The organism is Agarivorans aestuarii, assembly GCF_019670125.1.
Lineage (GTDB): Bacteria > Pseudomonadota > Gammaproteobacteria > Enterobacterales > Celerinatantimonadaceae > Agarivorans > Agarivorans aestuarii.
This window is the reverse complement of record NZ_AP023033.1, coordinates 881,517-907,006: the sequence shown is the minus strand read 5'-3', so window position 1 is coordinate 907,006 and position 25,490 is coordinate 881,517. Positions and strand designations below refer to the sequence as shown.

General features: G+C 45.5%; 17 protein-coding genes. 6 read left to right on the top strand and 11 right to left on the bottom strand.

Features of this window, described 5'->3' with window-relative positions; genetic code table 11:
• Positions 1-7 precede the first annotated feature (7 nt).
• The 10 genes from K5609_RS04235 to tkt form a co-directional block, all read right to left on the bottom strand.
• Entirely contained in the window at positions 8-679 is a 672-nt protein-coding gene (locus K5609_RS04235; protein WP_221076094.1) for a transglutaminase-like cysteine peptidase, read from the bottom strand.
• Between the two features lie 7 nt (positions 680-686).
• Entirely contained in the window at positions 687-1,289 is a 603-nt protein-coding gene (locus tag K5609_RS04230; RefSeq protein ID WP_221076093.1) for an OmpA family protein, read from the bottom strand.
• The gene (locus K5609_RS04225) at positions 1,289-2,584 is read right to left on the bottom strand and encodes a TolC family outer membrane protein (RefSeq protein ID WP_221076092.1); all 1,296 of its coding nucleotides are present in this window, start codon (positions 2,582-2,584) and stop codon (positions 1,289-1,291) included. The genes K5609_RS04230 and K5609_RS04225 overlap by 1 nt, the downstream gene beginning before the upstream one ends.
• Before the next feature lie 48 nt (positions 2,585-2,632).
• Positions 2,633-4,027, bottom strand: coding sequence for an HlyD family type I secretion periplasmic adaptor subunit (locus K5609_RS04220; protein ID WP_221076091.1), 1,395 nt, complete (start codon positions 4,025-4,027; stop codon positions 2,633-2,635).
• Positions 4,020-6,179, bottom strand: a complete 2,160-nt coding sequence (locus K5609_RS04215; RefSeq protein ID WP_221076090.1) for a type I secretion system permease/ATPase — start codon at positions 6,177-6,179, stop codon at positions 4,020-4,022. The genes K5609_RS04220 and K5609_RS04215 overlap by 8 nt, the downstream gene beginning before the upstream one ends.
• Positions 6,180-6,261: 82 nt before the next feature.
• The gene (locus K5609_RS04210; protein ID WP_221076089.1) at positions 6,262-12,837 is read right to left on the bottom strand and encodes a retention module-containing protein; all 6,576 of its coding nucleotides are present in this window, start codon (positions 12,835-12,837) and stop codon (positions 6,262-6,264) included.
• A gap of 433 nt (positions 12,838-13,270) precedes the next feature.
• Positions 13,271-14,347 carry a class II fructose-bisphosphate aldolase gene (fbaA, locus tag K5609_RS04205; protein ID WP_221076088.1) on the bottom strand — a complete coding sequence of 359 codons (1,077 nt, stop codon included), beginning with the start codon at positions 14,345-14,347 and terminating at the stop codon, positions 13,271-13,273.
• A gap of 98 nt (positions 14,348-14,445) precedes the next feature.
• The gene (locus K5609_RS04200; RefSeq protein ID WP_221076087.1) at positions 14,446-15,609 is read right to left on the bottom strand and encodes a phosphoglycerate kinase; all 1,164 of its coding nucleotides are present in this window, start codon (positions 15,607-15,609) and stop codon (positions 14,446-14,448) included.
• Between the two features lie 55 nt (positions 15,610-15,664).
• The gene (gene epd / locus K5609_RS04195; RefSeq protein ID WP_221076086.1) at positions 15,665-16,690 is read right to left on the bottom strand and encodes an erythrose-4-phosphate dehydrogenase; all 1,026 of its coding nucleotides are present in this window, start codon (positions 16,688-16,690) and stop codon (positions 15,665-15,667) included.
• A gap of 83 nt (positions 16,691-16,773) precedes the next feature.
• Positions 16,774-18,768: a transketolase gene (gene tkt / locus K5609_RS04190; protein ID WP_221076085.1), complete on the bottom strand. Its 1,995-nt coding sequence runs from the start codon at positions 18,766-18,768 to the stop codon at positions 16,774-16,776.
• Between the two features lie 206 nt (positions 18,769-18,974).
• Here tkt and K5609_RS04185 point away from each other — a divergent pair, with 206 nt between their 5' ends.
• From K5609_RS04185 to K5609_RS04170, 4 genes are all read left to right on the top strand, one after another.
• A complete protein-coding gene (locus K5609_RS04185) occupies positions 18,975-20,246 on the top strand; it encodes a chloride channel protein (RefSeq protein ID WP_221076084.1) in 1,272 nt (423 codons plus the stop codon).
• A 355-nt stretch (positions 20,247-20,601) separates the two neighbouring features.
• Positions 20,602-21,147: a YbbN family protein gene (locus tag K5609_RS04180; RefSeq protein WP_221076083.1), complete on the top strand. Its 546-nt coding sequence runs from the start codon at positions 20,602-20,604 to the stop codon at positions 21,145-21,147.
• A 360-nt stretch (positions 21,148-21,507) separates the two neighbouring features.
• Entirely contained in the window at positions 21,508-22,659 is a 1,152-nt protein-coding gene (gene metK, locus K5609_RS04175) for a methionine adenosyltransferase (RefSeq protein ID WP_221076082.1), read from the top strand.
• 91 nt (positions 22,660-22,750) lie between these two features.
• Positions 22,751-23,215, top strand: a complete 465-nt coding sequence (locus tag K5609_RS04170) for a SprT family zinc-dependent metalloprotease (protein WP_221076081.1) — start codon at positions 22,751-22,753, stop codon at positions 23,213-23,215.
• Here K5609_RS04170 and K5609_RS04165 read toward each other — a convergent pair.
• Positions 23,204-23,632: a hypothetical protein gene (locus tag K5609_RS04165; protein WP_221076080.1), complete on the bottom strand. Its 429-nt coding sequence runs from the start codon at positions 23,630-23,632 to the stop codon at positions 23,204-23,206. The genes K5609_RS04170 and K5609_RS04165 overlap by 12 nt on opposite strands.
• A 164-nt stretch (positions 23,633-23,796) precedes the next feature.
• Between K5609_RS04165 and rsmE the strand changes: the two genes are divergently transcribed.
• A complete protein-coding gene (rsmE, locus tag K5609_RS04160) occupies positions 23,797-24,528 on the top strand; it encodes a 16S rRNA (uracil(1498)-N(3))-methyltransferase (protein WP_221076079.1) in 732 nt (243 codons plus the stop codon).
• Positions 24,529-25,485: a glutathione synthase gene (gene gshB / locus K5609_RS04155; RefSeq protein WP_016400860.1), complete on the top strand. Its 957-nt coding sequence runs from the start codon at positions 24,529-24,531 to the stop codon at positions 25,483-25,485. It abuts the gene before it with no gap.
• Positions 25,486-25,490 lie beyond the last annotated feature (5 nt).

Genomic DNA, 25,490 nt, shown 5'->3' with positions numbered 1-25,490 from the left:
TGTTCCCCTAAGCATCGAAATTCTTTACTGGTTTTTTAAGTTTGTTTAGCCGCCAGCGTTGCTGGAGATCGGTCCAAAGCTTGAGGCGGCTAGATTTGCCGGCTAACTGACCACGGCCTTTTTCTTTCATCAACCACAAGTGCTGACCATTAAAGCTATAAATGGGCACTAGATCACCACGCTGCGTCGCCGGCAATATATTTGGATTGATGTTATCGAGAATAATCGGCACTGATGAAGGCGTTTCATAATACGCCACCACCATATGAAATTGGTTGTAAGTAAGAGATTTTACATAGACTAAGCGCATCTTTTCATCGCTTACGCCCAGCTCTATTAAAGAGAAGTATTTGGCGATGCTAAAGTCATCACAATCTCCGGCTGCAGCGCCCAAAAACTCAACGGGAGTGGCCCAATAATCTTCTTGTCCCCACACCTCAATGTCATCAACAAACTGCATTTGGTTGAAAAAATCGTTGATGGCACGAAGCTGGTCAGCTTCTGCTATGGAATGGCTGTCTTCAATCAATTCTCGCCAGGCGCGAACCCTAAGTTCGGCCTTTTCACCGTAGAAACTACGAACAGTACTAGCGAGTTCTTCTAGCTGGTAAGCGGTAGCAAATAACAATATTGGCCAAGCCAATAATGCTATCCACCACCTAGCTAAAAGCCCTCGCATTAGCTGATTACTGCTTTAAGTGCGGCGTGTAAATTGACCAACGAGGAACTACTTTGCGGTATTGTTCTTGTACAAAAATTCGCGCACGGCGATTGGCCGCTTCCGCTTGTTTTGTATCGCCAGCAGCCAATAGCTCTTCTTCGCCAATCGCTTCTAGTTCAATGCGCTCTGCGCTCACAGCGTAGTCGTCAATTAATTGCTGGCGTACGCTTGCTGCGCGACGTTTAGACAGCTTAAGGTTGTAAGACTTACTGCCACTGGCACTGGCGTAGCCTTCAACACTGATTTTCACCTCTGGGTAATTCTGCATAAATTCGGCAACTTGTTGAAGCTGCGGTGCATATTCATCTGTTAGATTGCTTGAGTCGTGGCCAAAAAAGACCATTAATTCATAACCATCATCTACGCTTTGAAACTCTGAGCAGCCATCATTATCAACCGCTGCACCGGCTTCGGTATCAGGGCAAAGATCCCGTTCATTAATAACACCATCAATGTCTTGGTCTTGGCGGTCGTAGTTAGCTGGCTCAGCTTTATAAGTATCAGCAGTTTGACTACACGCAGTTAAGGCCAAAATAGCCGCTGCGACAATTACGCTCTTTTTTTTCATTAAAAAGTCCAGTCCTCTGGTCGATTAACACGTAATGCTTCGAGCAATAAGCCCGTTGCATTGAGTAAGCGGTATTTAGCGCGAAGTTCATCAATATCGGCACCAATGAATTCATTTTGCGCTTCAAATAGTTCATTTTCGGTATTTAGTACATCTAACAAGCTACGCTTACCTAAGTTAAACTGCTTCTTGTAAGCTTCGACAGTTTGATAGCTAGCTTCAACATGCTGTTGTAAAAAGGATTTTTGACGAACCAGAACATCCCAAGCATTCCAGGCTAAACGGGTACCTTCACTAACTTGGCGGTAAGCGTCTTCGCCCACTGCTTTGGCACGATTAACATCATAGGCACTGCGGCGAATTTGTGCGGCATCACTACCACCATTAAACAAGTTGTAACGTAGGCGGAGCATCGCGGCCAACTCATAATCTTTAGTATCATCTAAGCCGTTTTGGTTACGATCCCAGTTACCATCAAGCTCTAAGGCTATCTCTGGATAGTTGTTAGCTTTAGCCACGGTAGTTTGCGCATTCGCAGCGGCAACGTCGTATTGAGCAGACTTAAGGGTTGGGTGTACATCTAAAGCCGCTGCAAGCGCGGCATCAAGATCGGCAGGTATTAGGGCTACATCCGCACCGGGCTGCACTAAGCCTTTGGGTAACTGATTAACAACGCGTAAAAACTGCGTTTGCGCATCCATTAGGTTATTTTGAGCAGACAAAGAATTGGTGGTTGCTCGGGCAACACGACCATTCACTTGGGTTAAATCGGCACTAGAGCCAACCCCCGAATCGGTGCGCTTTTTAATGTCTTTTTGAATGGCTAAGTGAGTTTGCAGATTACTTTCGGCAAGTTCCGATAACTGTTGCTGCTTAATCACTTCTAGGTAAACATCAACCACTCGCAATGCGATGTTTTCAGCATCGTTATATAACAGCCATTGATCGGCCAAGGTTTCGTTTTCAGTACGAGTAACCTCTCCAGATGTAGCAAAACCACTAAACAGAAGCTGGCGAATACTCACGCCAATTTCAGTAGGGTTAGCACTATTTACGCCCAGAGTTTCAGTTTCCCGTTGGCCCCAACCTGCACCAGCGGTGAGATCTACCGTTGGGTAGTAACCGCCTTTGGCACTTTGGTATTGCTCGCTGCTGGCCTTAAATTGATTAAAAGATGACTGCAGCTGTGGATGCTCGGTAAGCACTTTAGCTACCGCTTGCTCCAATGACTGGGCCGAAGCCAAGTTACAAGACATCAATAGACCAGACGCTAGAGTTAAGGTCAGCTTATTCATTAACACTCCTTGTCGTAGGCTAACCAAAGGGTTAGCAAACAGACTTTCTTATCGTTCGCGTAGCGCTGATTGTTGCGCTTTAATAATTGGTTTTAGCAAATAATCTAAAATACTTTTCTTGCCAGTGATGATATCTACACTAGAAAGCATTCCGGGAATAATAGGCAATGGGGCTTCATCATTTCCTAAATAGTTTTTGTCGGTTCGTACCCTGACCAAATAATAACTATTCCCTTCTTCATCCAAAATGGTGTCGGCACTAATATGTTCTAGTTGGCCGTCCAATCCACCGTAGATAGAAAAATCGTAAGCACTGAATTTAACAACAGTTTTAAGTCCTGGCCGAAGAAATGCAATATCTTTTGGCTGAATTTTCGCCTCAACCAAAAGGTTATCTTCAATCGGGACAATTTCCATGATGCTCATACCTGGCTGCACAACACCGCCCACGGTATTAATGTAGATTTTCTTGACGGTGCCTTTTACCGGAGAAACTACCGAGGTTCTATCAACCCTATCGCGCAAACCAACTTGCCCTTCACTTAAGGGTTGTAGCTCTGCTTCAATTTGGTTGAGTTCACGGCGAGCTTCACTAAGGAAATTGAGCGCAATATCTCGGCGTTTAAAAATGGTTTCGCTAATGGCGCTCACAATTTTTGGTTCAAGTAACTTGCTACCCTGTAATTCACCATTTAAATCGTTGGCTTGGCGGCGTAGTTTTAATATCTCAACTTGCGAGACGATGCCTTCTTCGGCTAAAGGTTTAGTAATTCGTAATTCTTCTAAAGCAAGATTATAACTAGTATTCACATGGCTAGTTTTAGATTTGAGTTCCAACAGCTCCTGCTGTTTTTGCTCAATTTGACCAGCAGTAATCGACAATTGGTTTTGTAATGCGCTTAAACGTGCTGACTTTTGCAGCTGCTGGCCAGTAACTTCTGAGGGGTACTTTTGTTTAAACTGGTCATCAAAGGCAATGTCGACCTCAACAACTTGCACTTGATCGCGCCACTGCTGGGTTGGTAATTCTGGGGTTAATTGGATACTGGCAATTTCACTTTTAAGGCGAGCCACGTCGCCTTCTAGGTTAATCACCCGTTGTTGCTGTTCTCTAAAGTCGGAACGAAAGCGGGTATCGTCAATGAGTAATAAGGGCTGGGCCGGCTCGACTTGCTCCCCCTCTTTCACCAAAATTTGTTTGAGAATACCGCCTTCCAGATTCTGAATCATTTGAATTTGTTGCGAAGGGATCACCTTACCACTGCCCACGGTAACTTCATCAACTTTGGCCCAGTGAGCCCAATACAGTGCGCAAGCCAGCAAAATAAAGATAAGCCACAATAAACGCTTAGAGCGACGTGGTGTTTTCATCAAAATAGCAGCATTTATATCGTCAACAAACTTTAGCTCAGCTTCCGAGAGGTCCTGCTTGTGCTTACTCATTTGGCGCTCTCACTTTACCACTGCGCAACAACTCGAGAACTTCAGCTTTACTGCCATCCGCAACCACTTGGCCTCGTTCCAATACTATAATCCGATCCACTAAGTCCAACATCGACATTTTGTGGGTAATTAATACAAAGGTTTTATCTTCGGCCACTTGCTTCAAACGTTCTTTGACCAAATTTTCTGAATAGGCATCCATACTGCTGGTTGGCTCATCCAATACCAATACCGGCGGATTAAACAGCAGCGCACGTGCTAAGGCTACCGCCTGCCTTTGACCACCCGACAAATACAGTCCTCGCTCACCGACTTGCCTGTCTAAGCCTTCAGGGTCAACATCGGTAAATTGAGTGACTCCGGCTAGCTCGGCTGCTCGGAAGATTAATTCATCTTCTATATGCGGCACACCTAAGGTGATGTTTTCACGAATAGAGCCAAAAAACAGGTTGATGTCTTGCGGTAAACAGCCCATTTTTTGTCGAATATCTGCAGGGCTAATTTGGTTAAGATCCACCCCATCTAGACGAATAGCGCCATGCTGAGGTGTATAGAACCCCAACAAAACTTTCTCTAAACTGGTTTTTCCGGCGCCAATTTTGCCAATAATCGCAACTTTCTCTTTGGCTTTTAGAGAGAAGCTTACATTCTTAAGTACTTGCTGATCGCTACCAGGATAGGTAAAGCTCACGTCGGTGAAACTGATCGCGCCGTCAAAATGAGAACGATGCATATAGCGCTCTAAGTTCTCATCAGGCAATTGCATAATATCTTCTAGATTTTCCAGCGCAGATTGCGCTTGGTTATAACGTGTTGCTAGTAGTGATACTTGAGAAAATGGCACCAAAGCGCGGCCAGTAAGCATAACAGCGGCTACCAAGCCGCCCATCGACAGCTCACCTTGAGAGATTTGGAATACCCCAACAACTACGATCAATACCGTGGTACTTTGTGAGACAAAGGCATTAACATTGCCTACCGATGTAGCCAGTTTGCGAATAGCCATGTTCCAAGTGGCAATGTTACCCACTAACTCTTCCCACTTATGCTGAAACTGACTCTCTGCCCCCGCTAGCTTCAAGGATTCAATGCCGTTTAAGCTTTCGATGAGATGGGCATTTTTTTGGCTGGCAAAGCGACTACCTAGCTCCACTTCCTGATGCATTTTGCGCTTAATGTAAAAAGAATAAAGTAGCATCAATAGAGCGGCACCAGCGGGCACCAGAGCTAATGGCCCAGCCACCATGGCGATGACCAATAAGAACAACAAGGAAAAGGGTACATCAACCAAGGCCGCGATGGTTGACGAGGTAACAAACTCCCGAATCGAATCAAACTCTTGCACATTCTTAGCAAAAGCCCCCACCGAAGGCGGCCGCACTTCCGCTTTAATATTGAGTAGTTTTTCGAAGATTCGCGCAGAGAGCAAAATATCAGATTTTTTCGCCGCCAAATCTAAGGTGTAAGCGCGCATTTGCTTGAGAGCGAAATCAAACACCAGCACCAAGGCCATACCTGCGGTAAGTACCCATAAGGTATCAATCGCCGAGTTAGGTACCACCCGATCATAAACATTCATTACAAACAGTGGAGAAGCTATCGCAAACAAATTTAGAAACAAGGAAGCGACTAAGGCATCGCGATAAATGGGTGCTGAGCGACGCAGGGTATTCCAAAACCAATGACCTTGCTTATTGCTTAATGACTCTGGAGAACGAGCATCAAAGCGATAACGCTTACGAACATAGCAGCAAAAGCCGGTGTAATCTGGCTCTAGTTTATCTAAAGAAATATGTTCATGGCTATCGGGAAGTTCCGGCCAAGCTACTTCTATACCTTCTTCACTTCGTGAAAGCAGCACACAAGAGCGACCATCTTTTAGCAGCAAAATACAGGGTAAGAGCAATTCAGGTATTTTGTTAATTGGCTTTTTAACGATAGAGGCGTCCATACCAGCACGTAATGCGGCACGAGGCAATAAGGCTGGTGTTAGCAAGCCTTCCTCTAAAGGCAGGCCAGCAGAGAGCGCGCGCGCAGAGAAAGGCTTACCGTAATACTTAGATAAAAATACCAAGCTACTCAGTAAAGGGTCTGTTCTTTCTGCGGTTAAATCTAAATCGCGATATTGCTGCTGTGGGTTAGCGTCCTGCACCGAGCATCCTTTCCATAAACAAAAACATCAAGAGTAAGCATTAGCTTACTCTTGAATCTACATTTTCCCAAACCTTAAGCGACTAGTTATCTACATTAAGCTGTTGATCTTCAATTAATTGGCTTAAAATTTCACTATCGCTCATGCCTGAGAAGTCGACATCTTTAAGGGTAATAGTTTGGTGAACACTTTCACCATTGCTAGCTCCGTCTTTATCGATTGAGATAATCGTCTCAACATTACCGCCGTTATTGACAGTTTCAAAAGACAAATACGACTCTAAGCTTGCCTCTGTTTCACCTTGCAGCAAATCACTTAAATCAAGCACATCGGCGTCGCCATCAGCCTTTAAGGTAAAATCGGTAACAGTATCATTACTGGTAGATTGGTCATCGCCATCTAACCAAGCAAACATATCACTATCATCGCCGCCGGTAAGAATATCATTACCTTGGCCACCTATCAGCAAGTCTTCACCTGCGCCGCCATCAAGTTGGTCATCTCCGGCATAGCCCACTAAGGCGTCATCTCCAGCATCACCACCAATAGCGTTAGCGGCCTCATTGCCTACCAGTACTTCATCCCCTTCACCACCATCTATAGAGCTACCTTGAACACCAATAAGCTCGGCAGTGGTAGTATCCAATGCACCATCACCGATGATGCTGTATTCAAATTCTTCAAGTATGTCGCCTACAGGGTTGCGCTGATAATTAGCCCCATCGGTAACTATCGTCATATTTAGTTGGTACGTGGCGTTATCATCAGGCTGCTCAGCTACAATTTTTAAATAATAATCCCCTTCATACTCTGCTGTGTAGTCTCCACGAGTACCAGCCCAATACTCGTCAAATTGACTCAACAGCTCTCCTTTGCTGTCGTATATGTATACATCAAGTTCTTTCACTGTTCTTGAATCAGAATCAGGTCCGGGTATTAAATTCACATATAAACCTTCGCCCTCAGCCAAGGTTAGTTTAACCCAGTCTTCATCGACACCATTTAGAGGGTTAGAGTCATTTTTTATTGAGCCTTGAAGGCTATAAGAGTATCCGTCGACATTTCTAACAATATTACTATCGTTTGAACTAAATAGATTTCGATTAGAAAGGTCGATGGCGGTTTCCAAGCTGTTATTAGTAGCAAATAAGTCGCTATCATTGAGATCTTCTACCCCAATAGCAGCAACAGATTCGGTCTCAAAATTACTTTCGTGAACTCCTACACCAACCCCATCATCAGAGCTAAATAGAATGTCATTAGTATCACTAACTTCTACCGAACCACCAATTACATCACCAATTTCATCAAAGCTAATACCCTCTCCGGTATCGTTCCATAATAGGGCTAAGCTCGGCACACTTATGGCGCTGCTACCATCTTGGTTGGTAATAATCACGTCACGGTTAGCATCAACCACCGCTTCAAATACAGTGTTTATCTCAATGTTAATAGAGCTTGTATCACCATCAAAATCGGTTACGGTTACTGCCAAGTTTTCTTGCTGCCCCCAACCATCACCACCGACATCAAGCTCATATGAATACGCGCCAGTGACAAAGTTAAGTAACAATACTCCGCCTAAAGCTGTGGTAATACTAAGGTTTTTCTCTTGCTCAGGAACTGCATTAGGATCATAGCTATAAGTCGTTCCATCGACGGTAATGGCACTTACGTAACCATCATCAGCTCCTACCATAAAGCCATCGGTAGATGCCGTTTGAAGTAGACCAAGTGATGCATCAACTTCAGCTTCAAGGTAACTTTCGACAAGAGTGGTAGATAAATCTGTTACATCATCAACAATAAAGGCAAATTCATCAGTTGCTGATTCCGAAGCGACATCCTTCAAGACTTCTAAGTCTGCCTGGCCAATACCGACGCCGAAGCTAGTATCAACGTTGTCTTGAACGAACTCATCCCATGCTGCTAGGCCATTAGAGCCTTTATATTCAACGGTATCATCTATCCCATAACCAAAGTTTGGTTCGCCATCAGAGATAAAGTAAAGCAGCGTATTATCTGCATCTGGTTGCTGATCACTGGTACTGCTTGAAATCACCTGGTTAAGCGCCAGATCGTAATGAGTACCCCCACCAGAACTTAAGTCTTGCAGGTAACTTAAAGCATCTTCAACATTGTCGCTGATCCAGCCACTGCTTATTACAGAGTCTGAAAAGCCAACTATTTGCACATTTACGTTACCCGCAGCATCGGCTTGCTCTATTAAATTAGACAAGGCTTCAACGGCTATATCTAAATAGTTTAAACCGTCTCCATGCTCACCATTAGTCATACTGGCAGAGGTATCCAATACCAGTACAAGGTTGGTGGTTACCAGTAAGGGGCTTGACTCCAAACTATGCGATACATCATTGCCTACCGGAGTATCATCAACGATATTGACCTCTAGAGTTGCTTGAGTCACAAAGCCCGATGCAGGGTTAGCAACTACATAGTTGAAGCTTTCACTAACACCATCTCCAGCCAAACTGGAGCTTTCAAGCTGGTACTCATAATCGCCTTTACTGAAACCATTGTAGTCTTCGGTATAAACACTTAACTGACCTTGATTAGTATCTATTAAAATCACACCATTAGCGTCAGCGGTATGTGGAACACCTTGATAAACCACAGAGCTCAATTCTAAACCATCAATTAAGCCATCATCATTTGCTAATAAATTACCAGTGGCAGAACTTGTTAGAGCGCTAGGGTCTGAACCTGTGGCTAAACCAGACTCCGCAACTTGAGCACTATCGTTAGCCAAATTAACTACGTTACCACTAACATTGGCAGTGCTTTCTGCCCCTGCGCTATCTTGAACAACGTAGTTGAAGTTTACCGCGCCTGTTCCATCTGCATCAGCGGTAAAACTAATTGCACCAGCATCGCTAACATTCACCACGCCTTGAGCAACTGCAATCGTTTGTGCAACGCCAGGCGTTAGCAATGTGCCATTAATCGACTTGACTGCTAATACATCACTTTCAGGATCAGTATCATTAGCTAATAAATTAAGTTGAACCGTTTCTCCCGGCTCAGCCAAAGAAAAATCATCATCATTTGCTACTGGCGATTCATTAACTCGATTGATATCAGCAGTATCACTGTCGCTGGCAGTTTGGCCATTGGCGGTCACTTCTACGCTGACTTCAAGTTCAGTCAGGTTAAGCTGGTCATTGTTAACCGCGGCCACACCCACATCGGTGAGTTTGACTTGGTTGCCATCGAGTACGAAGTAGCCGTCGCCGTTGTTGAGCAAGGCGTAAGTTTGAGCATCGCCTTCTGGATCGCTTGAGCTGAAGTTAGCCACCACGGTATTGGTATCGACCGATTCTTCGGTCACGGCTTCTGCCGTCACGGTAATGCTTGGGCCTTCATCCACGCGGTTAACCGCTGCGGTATCACTGTCGCTGGCAGTTTGGCCATTGGCGGTCACTTCTACGCTGACTTCAAGTTCAGTCAGGTTAAGCTGGTCATTGTTAACCGCGGCCACACCCACATCGGTGAGTTTGACTTGGTTGCCATCGAGTACGAAGTAGCCGTCGCCGTTGTTGAGCAAGGCGTAGGTCTGCGCATCGCCCTCTGGATCGCTTGAGCTGAAGTTAGCCACCACGGTATTGGTATCGACCGATTCTTCCGTCACGGCTTCTGCCGTCACGGTAATGCTTGGGCCTTCATCCACGCGGTTCACCGCTGCGGTATCACTGTCGCTGGCAGTTTGGCCATTGGCGGTCACTTCTACGCTGACTTCAAGTTCAGTCAGGTTAAGCTGGTCATTGTTAACCGCGGCCACACCCACATCGGTGAGTTTGACTTGGTTGCCATCGAGTACGAAGTAGCCGTCGCCGTTGTTGAGCAAGGCGTAGGTCTGCGCATCGCCCTCTGGATCGCTTGAGCTGAAGTTAGCCACCACGGTATTGGTATCGACCGATTCTTCGGTCACGGCTTCTGCCGTCACGGTAATGCTTGGGCCTTCATCCACGCGGTTCACCGCTGCGGTATCACTGTCGCTGGCAGTTTGGCCATTGGCGGTCACTTCTACGCTGACTTCAAGTTCAGTCAGGTTAAGCTGGTCATTGTTAACCGCGGCCACACCCACATCGGTGAGTTTGACTTGGTTGCCATCGAGTACGAAGTAGCCGTCGCCGTTGTTAAGCAAGACGTAAGTTTGAGCATCGCCTTCTGGATCGCTTGAGCTGAAGTTAGCCACCACGGTATTGGTATCGACCGATTCTTCCGTCACGGCTTCTGCGGTCACGGTAATGCTTGGGCCTTCATCCACGCGGTTCACCGCTGCGGTATCACTGTCGCTGGCAGTTTGGCCATTGGCGGTCACTTCTACGCTGACTTCAAGTTCAGTCAGGTTAAGCTGGTCATTGTTAACCGCGGCCACACCCACATCGGTGAGTTTGACTTGGTTGCCATCGAGTACGAAGTAGCCGTCGCCGTTGTTGAGCAAGGCGTAAGTTTGAGCATCGCCCTCTGGATCGCTTGAGCTGAAGTTAGCCACCACGGTATTGGTATCGACCGATTCTTCGGTCACGGCTTCTGCGGTCACGGTAATGCTTGGGCCTTCATCGACACGGTTCACCGCTGCGGTATCACTGTCGCTGGCAGTTTGGCCATTGGCGGTCACTTCTACGCTGACTTCAAGTTCAGTCAGGTTAAGCTGGTCATTGTTAACCGCGGCCACACCGGCATCGGTGAGTTTGACTTGGTTGCCATCGAGTACGAAGTAGCCGTCGCCGTTGTTGAGCAAGGCGTAGGTTTGGGCATCGCCCTCTGGATCGCTTGAGCTGAAGTTAGCCACCACGGTATTGGTATCGACCGATTCTTCCGTCACGGCTTCTGCCGTCACGGTAATGCTTGGGCCTTCATCGACACGGTTCACCGCTGCGGTATCACTGTCGCTGGCGGTTTGGCCATTGGCGGTCACTTCTACGCTGACTTCAAGTTCAGTCAGGTTAAGCTGGTCATTGTTAACCGCGGCCACACCGGCATCGGTGAGTTTGACTTGGTTGCCATCGAGTACGAAGTAGCCGTCGCCATTGTTGAGCAAGGCGTAGGTCTGCGCATCGCCTTCTGGATCGCTTGAGCTGAAGTTAGCCACCACGGTATTGGTATCGACCGATTCTTCGGTCACGGCTTCTGCCGTCACGGTAATGCTTGGGCCTTCATCCACACGGTTCACCGCTGCGGTATCACTGTCGCTGGCGGTTTGGCCATTGGCGGTCACTTCTACGCTGACTTCAAGTTCAGTCAGGTTAAGCTGGTCATTGTTAATCGCGGCCACACCCACATCGGTGAGTTTGACTTGGTTACCATCGAGTACGAAGTAGCCGTCGCCATTGTTGAGCAAGGCGTAGGTCTGGGCATCGCCCTCTGGATCGCTTGAGCTGAAGTTAGCCACCACGGTATTGGTATCGACCGATTCTTCGGTCACGGCTTCTGCGGTCACCGTAATGCTTGGGCCTTCATCCACACGGTTAACCGCTGCGGTATCACTGTCGCTAGCGGTTTGGCCATTGGCGGTCACTTCTACGCTGACTTCAAGTTCAGTCAGGTTAAGCTGGTCATTGTTAACCGCGGCCACACCGGCATCGGTGAGTTTGACTTGGTTGCCATCGAGTGCGAAGTATCCATCGCCGTTGTTGAGCAAGGCGTAGGTCTGCGCATCGCCTTCTGGATCGCTTGAGCTGAAGTTAGCCACCACGGTATTGGTATCGACCGATTCTTCGGTCACGGCTTCTGCGGTCACCGTAATGCTTGGGCCTTGATCAACCGGAGGCGTTACTCCATCGTCTGTACGAGCGATGCTTAGATCGGCGCTATCACTTGCAGTCAAACCATTTGCTTCTGCTTGGATGGTAATGTTTAAAGAAGTTAGGTTTAGCTGATCATCATTTACTGCTGCAACCCCGGCTTCAGTAAGCTTTATCTCATTTCCATCGATGACAAAAAAACCTTGAGGATCATTAACTAGACTATGGGTGATCTCATCACCATCGGGATCGCTAGAACTAAAAGTAGCCACAACAGTATCGGTATCAACGGCCCCTTCGGCAATAGCTTGCACACTTAAGTTAACTGTTGGGGCTTGATCTGGGCTTGGTGCTGGAGGGGTTGGCCCATTAGACGAGCTATTTACAGCTAAAGGTTCAGCAACTTCGTTGTCTGTGTCAACAAGTTCTGGGCTGGTAGCTGGGGACTGTGTATCAAACCCAGCTTGAGCGATGGTCTCACCGCCAATTCGGTCGATAGTGACAAACCCACCATTGCCTGCTGAGGAACCATCGCCTGCAGGAGCAGCACCACCTGCAGCAGTGGCCTCAAATAATTCGGTAGGGTCAGCCCCTTCCAAAATGGCTTGTTGTAATGCTTCTACATCAAGGTCATTGGCAGCACTTAACTGCGAAAGCGCTTGGCTAGGATCAAATTCAGGTAGTTGAGTAGCACTATTATCGCCCAGCAGATATTGCTCATCACCGTAATAAAAACCAAGTTGCGCGCCTTGAGAGGTAATAATCAATTCGCCAGGCGCAATAGTATCTCCGGGTTGGAGGGGTCTAATGTTGCCTTGGGCATCTACGGCAAACGCTTGCCCTTGAATAGATACAATCGTTGCACTTGAAGTTGCAATGCTCTGTTCCATTTGATTATTCCTTTCAATCTTTATCGATACGCTTGCTGTCCGCAGCCCGCGACTCACGCCAATTCATTGGACTTAGAGTATAAATTTTAGCCAATAGCGCTAATTTTAACGAATGAATTTTTCTAATCTTGCTCAAACGAAGGCTATAAACGCTTGAATCACGTAGTTATTTTCCATATCAAGCAAAAATAAATAGAGTAAATTCATTATCTTATGAAGCTAAAGTAAAACAATCATGAACTAAAAGCGAGAAAAATGAAATGCTTGGAATTGTTTAGAAATGGAGAATTGAGATCTAGAAAAAATGTATAGAAAGGTTTACAAATAATAAAATGGTTAGATTATTAAATAGTTTAAAAGGATTTACTCTACGACTAAAAACAATTAAGGCCCACCAAAGTGAGCCTTAATTGATCAAGTCTTGATGACTAAATTACAGTACGTCTACTGCATTTAGGTCAGCAAAAGCTTTTTCTAGGCGAGTAACCATGCCAGATTGACCAGCGCGTAACCAAACACGTGGGTCATAGAATTTCTTGTTAGGTTGGTCAGCACCTTTAGGGTTACCGATTTGGCCTTGCAAGTATTCACGGTTAGCCGCTTCATATTCACGGATACCATTCCAAGTAGCCCACTGAGTATCAGTATCGATGTTCATTTTGATAACACCGTAACCAATTGACTCTTGGATTTCAGCTTCTGAAGAACCTGAACCACCGTGGAATACAAAGTTAAGCGCGTTTGGAGCAATACCAAACTTCTCAGCACAGTAAGCTTGAGAATCACGAAGAATAGTAGGAGTAAGAACAACGTTACCCGCTTGGTAAACACCGTGTACGTTACCGAAAGAAGCAGCGATAGTGAAACGAGGGCTAATAGCCATTAGTTTCTCGTATGCGTAAGCTACGTCTTCAGGAGAAGTGTAAAGCTCAGATGCGTCCATATCTGAGTTATCTACGCCGTCTTCTTCACCACCAGTACAACCAAGTTCGATCTCGATTGTCATGTTCATTTTAGCCATGCGCTCTAGGTACTTAGCACAAGTCTCAATGTTCTCTTCAAGAGATTCTTCTGAAAGATCTAGCATGTGAGAAGAGAAAAGTGGCTTACCAGTTTGTGCGAAGAACTCTTCACCAGCGTCTAGTAGTCCGTCAATCCAAGGAAGTAATTTCTTAGCAGCGTGGTCAGTGTGCAGAATAACTGGAACACCGTAAGTTTCAGCAACAGCGTGTACGTATTTCGCACCAGCTACAGCACCAAGGATTTGAGCACCTTGACCTTCTAACTTAACGCCTTTACCAGCGAAGAAACCTGCGCCGCCGTTAGAGAACTGAACAACAACTGGAGACTTAACTTTAGCCGCAGCTTCTAGTACGCCGTTGATTGAGTCAGTGTTAACTACGTTTACCGCTGGTAGTGCGAATTTGTTTTCTTTAGCAATTTCGAAAACTTTCTGTACGTCATCACCAGAGATTACACCTGGTTTAACTGCGTCAAAGATCTTAGACATAGCAATGGTTCCATTTAGTCTTGTTGATTAAAAATTCTTGTTTCTGTAACAGAGTATTCTAATACAGAAAATCGGGAGCTGCGCTCCCGATTACGTTCTTAGCCTTTTGCACGCTCTTCAAGCATGGCTACAGCTGGTAATACTTTGCCTTCTACAAACTCTAGGAAAGCGCCGCCGCCAGTAGAGATGTAAGATACATCGGCTTTAATACCAAACTTGTCGATGGCCGCTAGTGTATCACCGCCGCCCGCTACAGAGAAGCCTGCAGACTCGGCGATTGCTTTAGAAATACCCGCGGTACCTGCTTCAAAATTCTTGAATTCAAATACGCCAACAGGGCCATTCCAAAGGATAGTTTTAGCATTACCAATAATTTCAGCAAGAGCTGCTGTAGAATCTGGGCCTAAGTCGAAGATCATGTCGTCATCTTGAACGTCTGCAACGTTCTTAATTTCAGCTTCAGCGTTTTCATCAAATGCTTTAGCACATGCAACATCAGTAGCTACCGGAATAGCACACTCTTTCATTAGCTTTTTAGCAGTGTCGACTAGGTCAGCTTCGTACAAAGATTTACCTACGTTGTGGCCGTCGGCAGCGATAAATGTGTTGGCAATACCACCACCCACTACAAGTTGGTCAGCAATTTTAGATAAAGACTCAAGTACTGTTAGTTTAGTAGAAACTTTAGAACCACCAACAATTGCTACTAATGGACGCTCTGGCTTGTCCATTGCTTTGCCTAGTGCTTCTAGCTCAGCAGCTAGAAGAGGGCCAGCACATGCTACAGGAGCGTTAGTACCTACACCGTGAGTAGAAGCTTGGGCGCGGTGAGCAGTGCCAAATGCGTCCATAACGAAGATGTCACACAATGCAGCATACTTCTTAGATAGCTCTTCTTCGTTTTTCTTTTCGCCTTTGTTGAAGCGAACGTTCTCAAGAACAACCAATTCACCAGTGTTTAGCTCTAGGCCATTTAGGTAATCTTTAGCTAGTTTAACGTCACAATCTAGTGCATCGTTTAAGTAGTTAACTACAGGAGCTAGAGAGAATTCTTCAGCGTACTCGCCTTCGGTTGGACGACCTAGGTGAGAAGTAACCATTACTTTAGCGCCAGCTTCTAGACAACGCTTAATGGTAGGAAGTGATGCAAGAATACGTGCATCTGAAGTTACTTTACCGTCTTTTACTGGAACGTTTAGATCAGCACGGATAAATACGCGTTTGCCTGCAAGATCTAAGTCGGTCATTTTGATAATTGACATTATCTGTCCTCTATAGTTTCAATTTAAACTTACAGTTTAGCCAGCATGGCTAAACCTACAATTCCGTGTTACTCATTAACTCTGCGGTGTCTAACATACGATTGGCGAAGCCCCATTCGTTATCACACCAGGCCAACACTTTTACTAAATGTTCGCCACTTACCCGGGTTTGTGAACCGTCTATAATGCTTGAATGACTATCGTGATTAAAATCGATAGACACCAATGGTTCTTCGGTATAACTCAAGATGCCGCTTAATTTACCGCAAGTTGCTGCTTGGATGGCTTGATTTATATCAGAAACTGTAACTTTTTTACACAATGTTACACTTAAGTCCATCGCCGTAACGTTCTGCGTTGGCACCCTTACCGCAATTGCTTCAAATTTACCTGCAAATTTAGGCAAGATCCGCTCTACACCTTTGGCTAGCTTAGTATCAACCGGGATAATTGATTGCCCTGCAGCACGTGTTCTGCGCAAGTCTGTGTGGTAGGCATCAATCACTTGCTGGTCGTTCATGGCCGAGTGAATTGTAGTAATAGTACCACATTCAACCCCAAAGGCTTCATCTAAGACCTGTATCACAGGCACAATACAATTGGTGGTACAAGAGCCATTAGACACCACTTTGTCGCTGGTACTTAATAGCTGGTCATTTACACCATAGACCACAGTTTGATCTACGCAAGGATCGGCAGGATGAGAAAACAAAACTTTTTTAGCCCCTGCGTCAATGTGCATTTGCGCATCGGCCACCGAGCTAAAACGACCGGTACATTCCATCACAATATCTACAGCGAGCTCTTGCCAAGGCAAGCTACTTGGCTCGCTTTGATGCAATAACTGAATGACTTGACCTTCTACCGACAATGTTTCGCCTTGCAGCAGTACATCTTCAGCAAAGGTGCCGTGGGTAGAGTCATACTTAAGTAGGTGCGCCATGGCCTCTGGACTGGCCAGTTCATTAATAGCGACAATTTTAATTTGGTGCTGACGATGAGATTCAAAGAGCGCCCGCACTACGCTGCGGCCAATTCGACCAAAGCCATTAATGGCTACTCTGATAGCTTGATTAGGCATACTAATCGCCTTCATATAACGCTAAAACAAAGAACCCTCTTAGCAGAGGGTTCCATTTTTACTGAATTACACCAAGCGCGAGCTTATAGTAATTCGTTAGCCATGTTCACTAAGTTCTCTTTAGTGAAGCCAAATAGCTTGAATAGTTCACCAGCTGGCGCTGATTCACCAAAGGTAGTCATACCTAGTACTTTACCGTCGAAGCCAACGTACTTGTACCAGAAGTCGGCAATACCGGCTTCTACAGCAATACGCTTGCGAACAGCATTTGGTAATACTGACTCACGGTATTCAGCTGATTGTGCATCAAATACATCGGTAGCAGGCATAGACACTACACGTACTGCTTTACCAGCAGCAGTTAGTTCTTCGTAAGCTGCTACAGCTAGCTCAATTTCAGAACCAGTTGCGATTAAGATAAGCTCTGGCGTACCAGCGCTATCTTTAAGTACATAACCACCACGAGCAACGTCAGCTAATTGCTGAGCATCACGCGCTTGAGGCGCTAAGCCTTGGCGAGAAAAGATCAATGAGGTTGGACCGTCGGTGCGTTCTACCGCATGACGCCACGCCACTGCAGACTCAACAGAGTCACATGGACGCCAGGTGCTCATGTTTGGCGTCAAACGCAAGCTTGCAGTTTGCTCTACCGCTTGGTGAGTTGGACCATCTTCACCCAAACCAATTGAATCGTGAGTGTAAACGAAGATCGCAGGTTGCTTCATTAAGGCAGCCATGCGAAGAGCGTTACGTGCATATTCCATAAACATAAGGAAGGTTGCGCCGTAAGGTTTTAATCCACCATGCAAGGTCATACCATTCATAATGGCTGACATACCAAACTCACGCACACCGTAGTGCATGTAGTTACCTGATGCATCTTCAGCAGTAACCGCTTCAGAGCCAGACCACATAGTAAGATTAGACGGCGCTAAGTCAGCACTACCGCCTAGTAACTCTGGCAATTTAGGGCCAAAGGCTTCTAGAGTTTTCTGAGAAGATTGGCGGGTGGCAATCTTAGCTTGGCTTTCTTGCAGTTCGCTAATGTAGTTATCGGCAAACTCTTTCCAATCACTCGGAAGTTGACCGTCTACACGACGCTTAAACTCAGCCGCTAGCTCTGGGTGAGTAGCTTCGTAGCCAGCAAACAACTGGTTCCACTCAGACTGAGATTTCTCACCATTTGGTTTTGCATCCCAAGCTTGGTAAACATCTTGAGGAATATCAAAAGCAGCATGTGGCCAGTTTAAGAACTCACGTGCCGCTGCAATTTCTTCAGCGCCTAGTGGAGCACCGTGACAGTCGTGGCTACCAGATTTGTTTGGCGAACCAAAACCAATCACAGTTTTACAACAAATCATGGTTGGACGTTTAGTTTCAGCTTGAGCAGCTTTAATTGCCGAGCTAATCGCTTCGCTATCGTGGCCATCAACACCACCAATTACGTGCCAGCCGTAAGATTCAAAACGCTTAACGGTGTCGTCGGTAAACCAACCTTCTACTTCACCATCAATTGAGATGCCATTGTCATCCCAGAATGCGATTAACTTACCTAGGCCTTGAGTACCCGCCAAAGAGCATGCTTCGTGCGAAATACCTTCCATCAAACAGCCGTCACCTAAGAAGGTGTATGTGTAGTGGTCGACAACTGGGAAACCGTCGCGGTTAAATTGCGCAGCCAAAATTTTCTCAGCTAGCGCCATACCTACAGCGTTGGTGATACCTTGGCCTAGTGGGCCAGTGGTAGTTTCTACACCAGGTGCATAACCGTACTCAGGGTGACCTGGAGTTTTTGAATGCAACTGACGGAAGTTTTTAAGCTCTTCAATAGGTAGTTGATACCCAGAAAGGTGCAGTAGAGAATACAGCAACATAGAGCCATGACCGTTAGATAGAATAAAGCGGTCACGGTCTGCCCAGTTTGGGTCAGTTGGATTGTGTTTCAAAAAGTCGCGCCATAGAACTTCAGCAATGTCAGCCATTCCCATTGGTGCACCAGGGTGACCAGAGTTAGCTTGCTGAACTGCATCCATGCTTAAAGCACGAATAGCGTTGGCGTATTGACGACGAGAAGACATGAATTTCTCCTGCAAATATTAGGGCTATTGGGTATCGAGAGGCGCGTATTGTCACAAAGTCAACGGTGTTACTCAATATTTATCTAAAAAGAATCTCCAGTTTTATGCATTTTTTCTGCTGAATGCTTAAGCAATCGCATATTTACAGTTTGAATCTTCGTGATAAAGTCTTGATATAAGAACCAAACAAGGACGTTAAACAAAAAATGGCGAACAACTTTGCTTTTCGCAGCCGCAGTTTTTTTGTTTACCTGTTCATAGGTTTGTTCTCCAGTGGCTTAGCATTATTGTTTAGTGATCTCGCCCACCTCAACCCTAATCAGTTTCTTGATTCGCCCTTACCTGTTTATTCACTGCCCTTTATTGCGGCTATTTGTATTCTGTTGTTTGAGCGGCTGTTTAGTCGTTACAAACAAGTGGGTTTAATTTTTGTGGTGAAGGCTTACCACTTTGATGAGGGGCAGCTGCACTGGGGTAACCTGATATATCAGTTTGCGGTAGGCCTGCTGTTAACGTGGGGTGGCTATGCCGTAGGAATAGTTGGCCCAGCCTGTTATTTAAGTGCGGTTGTTGCCAGTAATTTGTCTTATTCCGCGCGCTTAACTGAAGGTCAAGTACGCTTAAGTGTTGCATGTGGCACCGCCGCGGCAGTAGCGGCTTTATTCAATGCGCCATTGGCCGGTACGGTGATAGCTTATGAGTTAGTCATGCGCCGCTTTAATTGGCGCTCTATCGCCACCATTGCGGTGGTGGCAGCAACAGCAAGCGTTATATCGCAATTACATGGTGGAAGCATGTTAACAATTAACCTGCCTCCACAGTCTTTTGAATGGCATGGTTTAGCGCAGTTTGCCTTACTCGGCATGTTGTGTGGTGTATTTGCTACTTTGCTGGTTAAGCTTATTCGCGCCATGCCTAAACTTAACCGCAACTATGCGGTAACTATTGCTGCTAGTGTGACTGCTTTAGCTGGACTACTAAACCCTCAATGGTTAGGTTTAGAACCTATTACGCCAAACGGTTTACTTTACTGGGAGTTAGACCTTGGCCAACAGCATCTCTGGTTACTAGCTAGGATCGTCTTAACTACTGTAGCTTTAGCCTTTGCCCTACCCGGTGGCAGCTTAGGCCCCATGTTGGTAATTGGCGGTATCTTAGGCAGTATTATTGGTGATGTTATCCCTACCAGCGCCGACCTAATGCTGGTCATAGTAGGAATGGGCGCTATGTTTGGCGCGGTATTTCGCACGCCTTGGGCTGCATTTTTGCTGATTACCGAACAAACCATGCAAGTGGAAATAGTGATTCCCGCCATGGTGGCATGTTTATGCGCCAGCGCCGTTGCCAAATATATCTTCCGCTCTCCAAGTTTAATCGAACAGCAGTTGCTCAATGCACAAATCCGCCTAATCAATAGCCCGGTATTGGTTAAAGAAGAGAACAAAATCTTAGACAGCGAGCAGATACAACAAAGCTAAACTGAAATAAGCTGGGCAATAGTGACGATATTCAAAGCTAGAGCGCAAATATAGACGCCTGTCATTTTTCTCTCACAAAGCGCATTTCTAGCTTGATTAAGTGAGCAGCTCTCTTCCTGTGGGTTCTTGAAATGGATAGCCTTGTATTAACAATCAAGGCAACCAAAGCCCTAAACCGTTGAAACGAAATGATAATACCTGCCTAATAAAGACGATTGAGTAGCTATTCCCCAAAAAACCAAGCGGATTCAAAATGAGAACGGTACCACTAAAAAATCCGATAGGCTTAAAGCCAAGAGTGTTTTAATATGCCAGAGATATTAATAGTGGCTTTGTATTTTATAGGGAAAGTTTTATGCGCCGCCCAGTTGTACTGTTAATAATGGCTTTGTTTTCTGGCCAAGTTTTTGCTGCCGAGAACACCGACACTACCACCTTTAAGGCTAATAGCCGGGTGATTAAAAGCTTCAGCGATGAACATGGTGATACGACCAAACATATACCTAGCATCAAAAAGTTCGATGCAGGCCAATACTTCTATTCGCAAACTCTTAAGTACCACGATTTTGTTTGGTCATGTAAGGAATACGATGATAGTGGCCAATGCCTAGATTTAACCCGTAGCCCTCGCCCCCCTATTCGCTTAGTTTCTTTTGTGCATGACCGAAACGATCACAGTAAAATTCAAGCTGATTTAGTGATGCTCTATAACCAGCAGAATGAAAAGAAAATTGAGCTAATTAATTTAAGTGAAGACAGGACAGCTCGTAGCAAATATCAAGTGTCTACCCTACCGGTCTTAGTGATTGTGCGCGGCGACAAAGAAATCGCTCGAAAAACCGGACTCGAAACTCGGCAAAACATGAGCAACTGGATCAAGCACGAGCTGAGCAAGCCCTAACAACGCAACTTGCTCTCAAAATTGTACATTTAGCCGCTTTAAAAGTGGCTAAGTGATTTGTAGTTCAAACTAAGCTCTAACAACCACCATCTTTAGTCTTTTCTTAGCAGTGCTCTGTATCTGCCGTTCTGATTTACCTCCAGCCCCTAGAGATAGCTAAGTGATTAGCAACAAAATAGTTTTTGCTAAGATCTTAAAGTTGAAAGCCTGCGTACTAATGGGCAAATTCAATAAAACTAATCTGCCAATGTGAATTATTTTCATTAATAAGCGCTAGCAAATCTTTTACCCCTCACTTAGAATAGACGTCCAGATGGTAAAACATCCATACGTATATAATTCCATTTACGAGATATAAACATGGCTACTCATTTATTTACTTCAGAATCAGTGTCTGAAGGGCATCCAGACAAAATTGCAGATCAAATCTCCGATGCAGTATTGGATGCAATCTTAGAGCAAGACCCAAAGGCACGTGTAGCCTGTGAAACCTACGTAAAAACCGGCATGGTAATGGTGGGCGGCGAAATCAATACCTCAGCGTGGGTTGATATCGAAGAACTTGCTCGCTCAACAGTACGTGACATTGGCTACACCCACTCAGATATGGGTTTTGATGCTGACTCTTGCGCAGTGCTTAACGTTGTGGGCAAACAAAGCCCAGACATTAACCAAGGTGTAGACCGCTCTCGCCCTGAAGAGCAAGGCGCTGGCGACCAGGGTTTAATGTTTGGTTATGCCACCAACGAAACCGACGTACTAATGCCTGCACCAATTACTTATTCTCATTTGCTGGTGAAGCGTCAAGCTGAAGTGCGTAAAAACGGTACGCTTGACTGGTTACGCCCAGATGCTAAATCACAAGTTACCTTTGCTTACGAGAACGGCATTATCACTGGCATTGACGCTGTAGTTTTGTCTACACAGCACTGTGACAGCATTTCTACTGCCGATTTACGTGAAGCCGTAATGGAAGAAATCATTAAGCCAGTACTACCTGCACAGTGGCTTAACGATAAGACCCAGTTTCACATTAACCCTACTGGCCGTTTTGTAATTGGTGGTCCAATGGGTGATTGTGGCTTAACCGGTCGTAAAATTATTGTAGACACCTACGGCGGCATGGCACGTCATGGTGGCGGTGCATTCTCTGGTAAAGATCCTTCAAAAGTTGACCGCAGTGCCGCTTATGCTGGCCGCTATGTAGCTAAAAATATTGTTGCCGCAGGTTTAGCCGATCGCTGTGAGATTCAAGTATCGTATGCAATTGGTGTAGCGGAGCCGACTTCAATCAGCATTGATACCTTTGGCACTGGCAAAATTGCCGATGACAAATTAGTGGCTTTAGTGCGTAAGCACTTTGACCTGCGCCCTTACGGCATTTTAAGCATGCTAGATTTAGAGCGTCCAATCTATAAAGCAACTGCTGCTTACGGCCACTTTGGTCGTGAAGAATTCCCTTGGGAAGCAACCGATAAAGCAGAACTACTCAAGAGTGAAGCTGGCTTATAAGCTTTAGCCCACTCGTTAAATTAAGCCGAAAGCGTATAATCGTCGATTATCCTTTCGGCTTTTTTATTGGCTAAATCTAAGAACTCAATTCGTGCAGCAATTAACTCAACAAGTAGAACAGTGCTTTACTCTGGCAGAAGCTTTTTATAAGCGTAATTTTCCTCGCCCAGAAGTGGTGCTGTCATCGCGGAAAAGTAAAGTCGCAGGCAGTGCTAACCTAAGCCAATGGCGTTTGCGTTTTAATGCCCATTTTTATCAGCAACAACCGCAACACTTTTTAGCCCAAACAGTTCCTCACGAAGTGGCTCACCTAGTTTGTCATGCCATTTATGGAAGAGTAAAACCGCATGGAGCCGAGTGGCAGCAAATTATGCAGCAAGTGTTCAACTGCCCTGCAGCAACCACTCATAGCTACTCACTGAAGCAACTAAAGCTAGCCAGCTATGAATATCGCTGCGCCTGCCAAGTTCATCAACTAAGTGTACAACGCCATAATAAAGTGTTAAAAGGGGCCAGTTATCAGTGCAAGAAGTGTAATCAACGATTAAGAGTTTGAACAATCGTCAATGGTGATAACCCTGGTAGGTAAACCATTTCTTCCCCCAGTAAAGTTAACCATGTAACCCATACCATCTTGCAGAGCACCAAATTCCACATGAGAATTACAAACGTTATTAGCTAATCGAAGCTGAGAGTCAGAAATAGAATTTGCAGTCCATTCCCTGCGCTTGTCGCGAAGGCGGTGCTCAATAACCAATACATCACCCACAACATAACAATGTGTTTTTAAATAACTCACAGAACTCACTCTTTTATTGCAACGCTCAACGAGTAACTGTTTAGTAGTTTCGGTAACAACCGAAGGAGGATTTGGTTGATAGTTCAATGCTATTTCTTCCACTTTTTGATTGGTCGCAGCACAACCTAAAAGCCCCATCATAGAAAAAGCCAAACCAAGTTTAATTACTTTCATATTCAGTCCCTTGAAAAAGGCACAGACTACAATAAATAACGAATAAATCAATATAGAAATATCCTATGTACTAATGGATTACTAGGCATAAGTAAGCAATAGGTTTATCCTTTAACAGTCAAATCCTTAACCAATACAACAACCCAAAGGGCCTATTTTTCACCATGCGCATTCCACGAATTTTCCACTCTCAGCCGCTCTCGCTAAACATGGTCACAGAGCTTGATGATGAAGCAGCCAATCACGTTGGGCGGGTACTGCGCATGGAAGCTGGCCAGCAACTTGAGCTGTTTAATAACGATGGCAATAACTACGCAGCACAAATAGAAAACGCCAGTAAAAAGCATGTGTCGGTGAAAATTACCGCAGTTGCCGCTAACCCCAGTGAGTCTCCTCTGCATATCCATCTAGGCCAAGTGATTTCTCGTGGTGACAGAATGGAGTTTACCATTCAAAAATCCGTGGAGCTGGGAGTAAATAAAATCACCCCTCTCACCAGCGAGCGTTGTGGAGTCAAGCTCAACCAAGAGCGCTTTGAGAAGAAGCGCCAACAATGGCAAAAAATTGCTATTGCTGCTTGTGAGCAGTCGGGGCGCAGTGTTGTGCCAGAAATAGCACCACTGCAAAGCCTAGGGCAATGGGCCAGTGAAGAGTCTGCCGCTATGAAGTTGAATTTACACCCAAAGGCCCCATATAGCATTAAGACCCTGCCAACTCCTGAACATGGAGTAAGGCTACTTATTGGGCCAGAAGGTGGCTTAAGCGAGCAAGAAATTGAGAACTGCAATCAGCATCAGTTTCAAGAGACAATTTTAGGGCCGCGGGTACTGCGAACCGAAACCGCAGCCCTTACGGCTATTACCGCTTTGCAATGTCAATTTGGAGACTTAGCATAAATGAGCATTAAACTTGGTATAGTGATGGATCCCATCGCCGACATTAACATCAAAAAAGATTCTAGTTTCGCCATGTTGCTAGAAGCTCAATCACGCGGCTACGAGATTTATTATATGGAGATGCAAGATCTCTATTTAGATGGCGGCAGAGCTGCAGCTAATATGCGCCCATTAGCCGTGCAACATGACGAGCAATCTTGGTATGAGTTAGGCAGTGAAGTTGATCAAAGCTTGAGTGAGCTAGATGTCATTTTAATGCGCAAAGATCCTCCATTTGATACCGAGTTTATCTACGCCACATATATTTTAGAGCGCGCCGAAGCTGAGGGCAGCTTAATCATTAACAAGCCGCAAAGCTTACGCGACGCTAACGAGAAATTGTTTACTGCTTGGTTTGCCGAGTTTACCCCAACTACGCTAGTTAGCAGTGATATGCCGCGCTTAAAAGCTTTCCACCAGCAGCACAAAGACGTCATCATGAAGCCGCTAGATGGCATGGGTGGAGCGTCTATCTTTCGCCTAAAAGAAGGCGATCCAAATGTTGGCGTGATACTCGAAACACTCACTAATCATGGTCAAGAGTACTGTATGGCGCAGAAGTTCATCCCAGAAATTGTAGATGGCGATAAGCGCATTTTGATCGTAGATGGTGAGCCTATGCCCTATTGCTTAGCGCGCATTCCATCGAAAGGCGAAACCCGTGGCAACCTGGCTGCAGGTGGCCGAGGTGTTGCTCAACCACTTTCAGACAGTGACTGGCACATCGCGAATGCCATAGGCCCGGCTCTAAAAGAAAAAGGCTTAGTATTTGTAGGCTTAGATGTGATTGGCGATAAGGTGACTGAAATAAACGTCACCAGCCCTACCTGTATCAAAGAAATTGAAGCAGCCTACGATATTTCCATTACCGGTAAGTTAATGGATGCAATAGAAGCTAGACTTAAATCATCAACCTAAGTAGT

Bases quoted from the DNA above. Each gene is read 5' to 3' on its own strand.
- K5609_RS04200 (WP_221076087.1), bottom strand. From the start codon at position 15,609: ATGTCAATTATCAAAATGACCGACTTAGATCTTGCAGGCAAACGCGTA.
- K5609_RS04180 (WP_221076083.1), top strand. From the start codon at position 20,602: ATGCGCCGCCCAGTTGTACTGTTAATAATGGCTTTGTTTTCTGGCCAA.
- rsmE (WP_221076079.1), top strand. From the start codon at position 23,797: ATGCGCATTCCACGAATTTTCCACTCTCAGCCGCTCTCGCTAAACATG.
- K5609_RS04185 (WP_221076084.1), top strand. From the start codon at position 18,975: ATGGCGAACAACTTTGCTTTTCGCAGCCGCAGTTTTTTTGTTTACCTG.
- K5609_RS04230 (WP_221076093.1), bottom strand. From the start codon at position 1,289: ATGAAAAAAAAGAGCGTAATTGTCGCAGCGGCTATTTTGGCCTTAACT.
- epd (WP_221076086.1), bottom strand. From the start codon at position 16,690: ATGCCTAATCAAGCTATCAGAGTAGCCATTAATGGCTTTGGTCGAATT.
- K5609_RS04220 (WP_221076091.1), bottom strand. From the start codon at position 4,027: ATGAGTAAGCACAAGCAGGACCTCTCGGAAGCTGAGCTAAAGTTTGTT.
- K5609_RS04225 (WP_221076092.1), bottom strand. From the start codon at position 2,584: ATGAATAAGCTGACCTTAACTCTAGCGTCTGGTCTATTGATGTCTTGT.
- metK (WP_221076082.1), top strand. From the start codon at position 21,508: ATGGCTACTCATTTATTTACTTCAGAATCAGTGTCTGAAGGGCATCCA.
- tkt (WP_221076085.1), bottom strand. From the start codon at position 18,768: ATGTCTTCTCGTCGTCAATACGCCAACGCTATTCGTGCTTTAAGCATG.
- K5609_RS04235 (WP_221076094.1), bottom strand. From the start codon at position 679: ATGCGAGGGCTTTTAGCTAGGTGGTGGATAGCATTATTGGCTTGGCCA.
- K5609_RS04165 (WP_221076080.1), bottom strand. From the start codon at position 23,632: ATGAAAGTAATTAAACTTGGTTTGGCTTTTTCTATGATGGGGCTTTTA.
- fbaA (WP_221076088.1), bottom strand. From the start codon at position 14,347: ATGTCTAAGATCTTTGACGCAGTTAAACCAGGTGTAATCTCTGGTGAT.
- K5609_RS04210 (WP_221076089.1), bottom strand. From the start codon at position 12,837: ATGGAACAGAGCATTGCAACTTCAAGTGCAACGATTGTATCTATTCAA.
- gshB (WP_016400860.1), top strand. From the start codon at position 24,529: ATGAGCATTAAACTTGGTATAGTGATGGATCCCATCGCCGACATTAAC.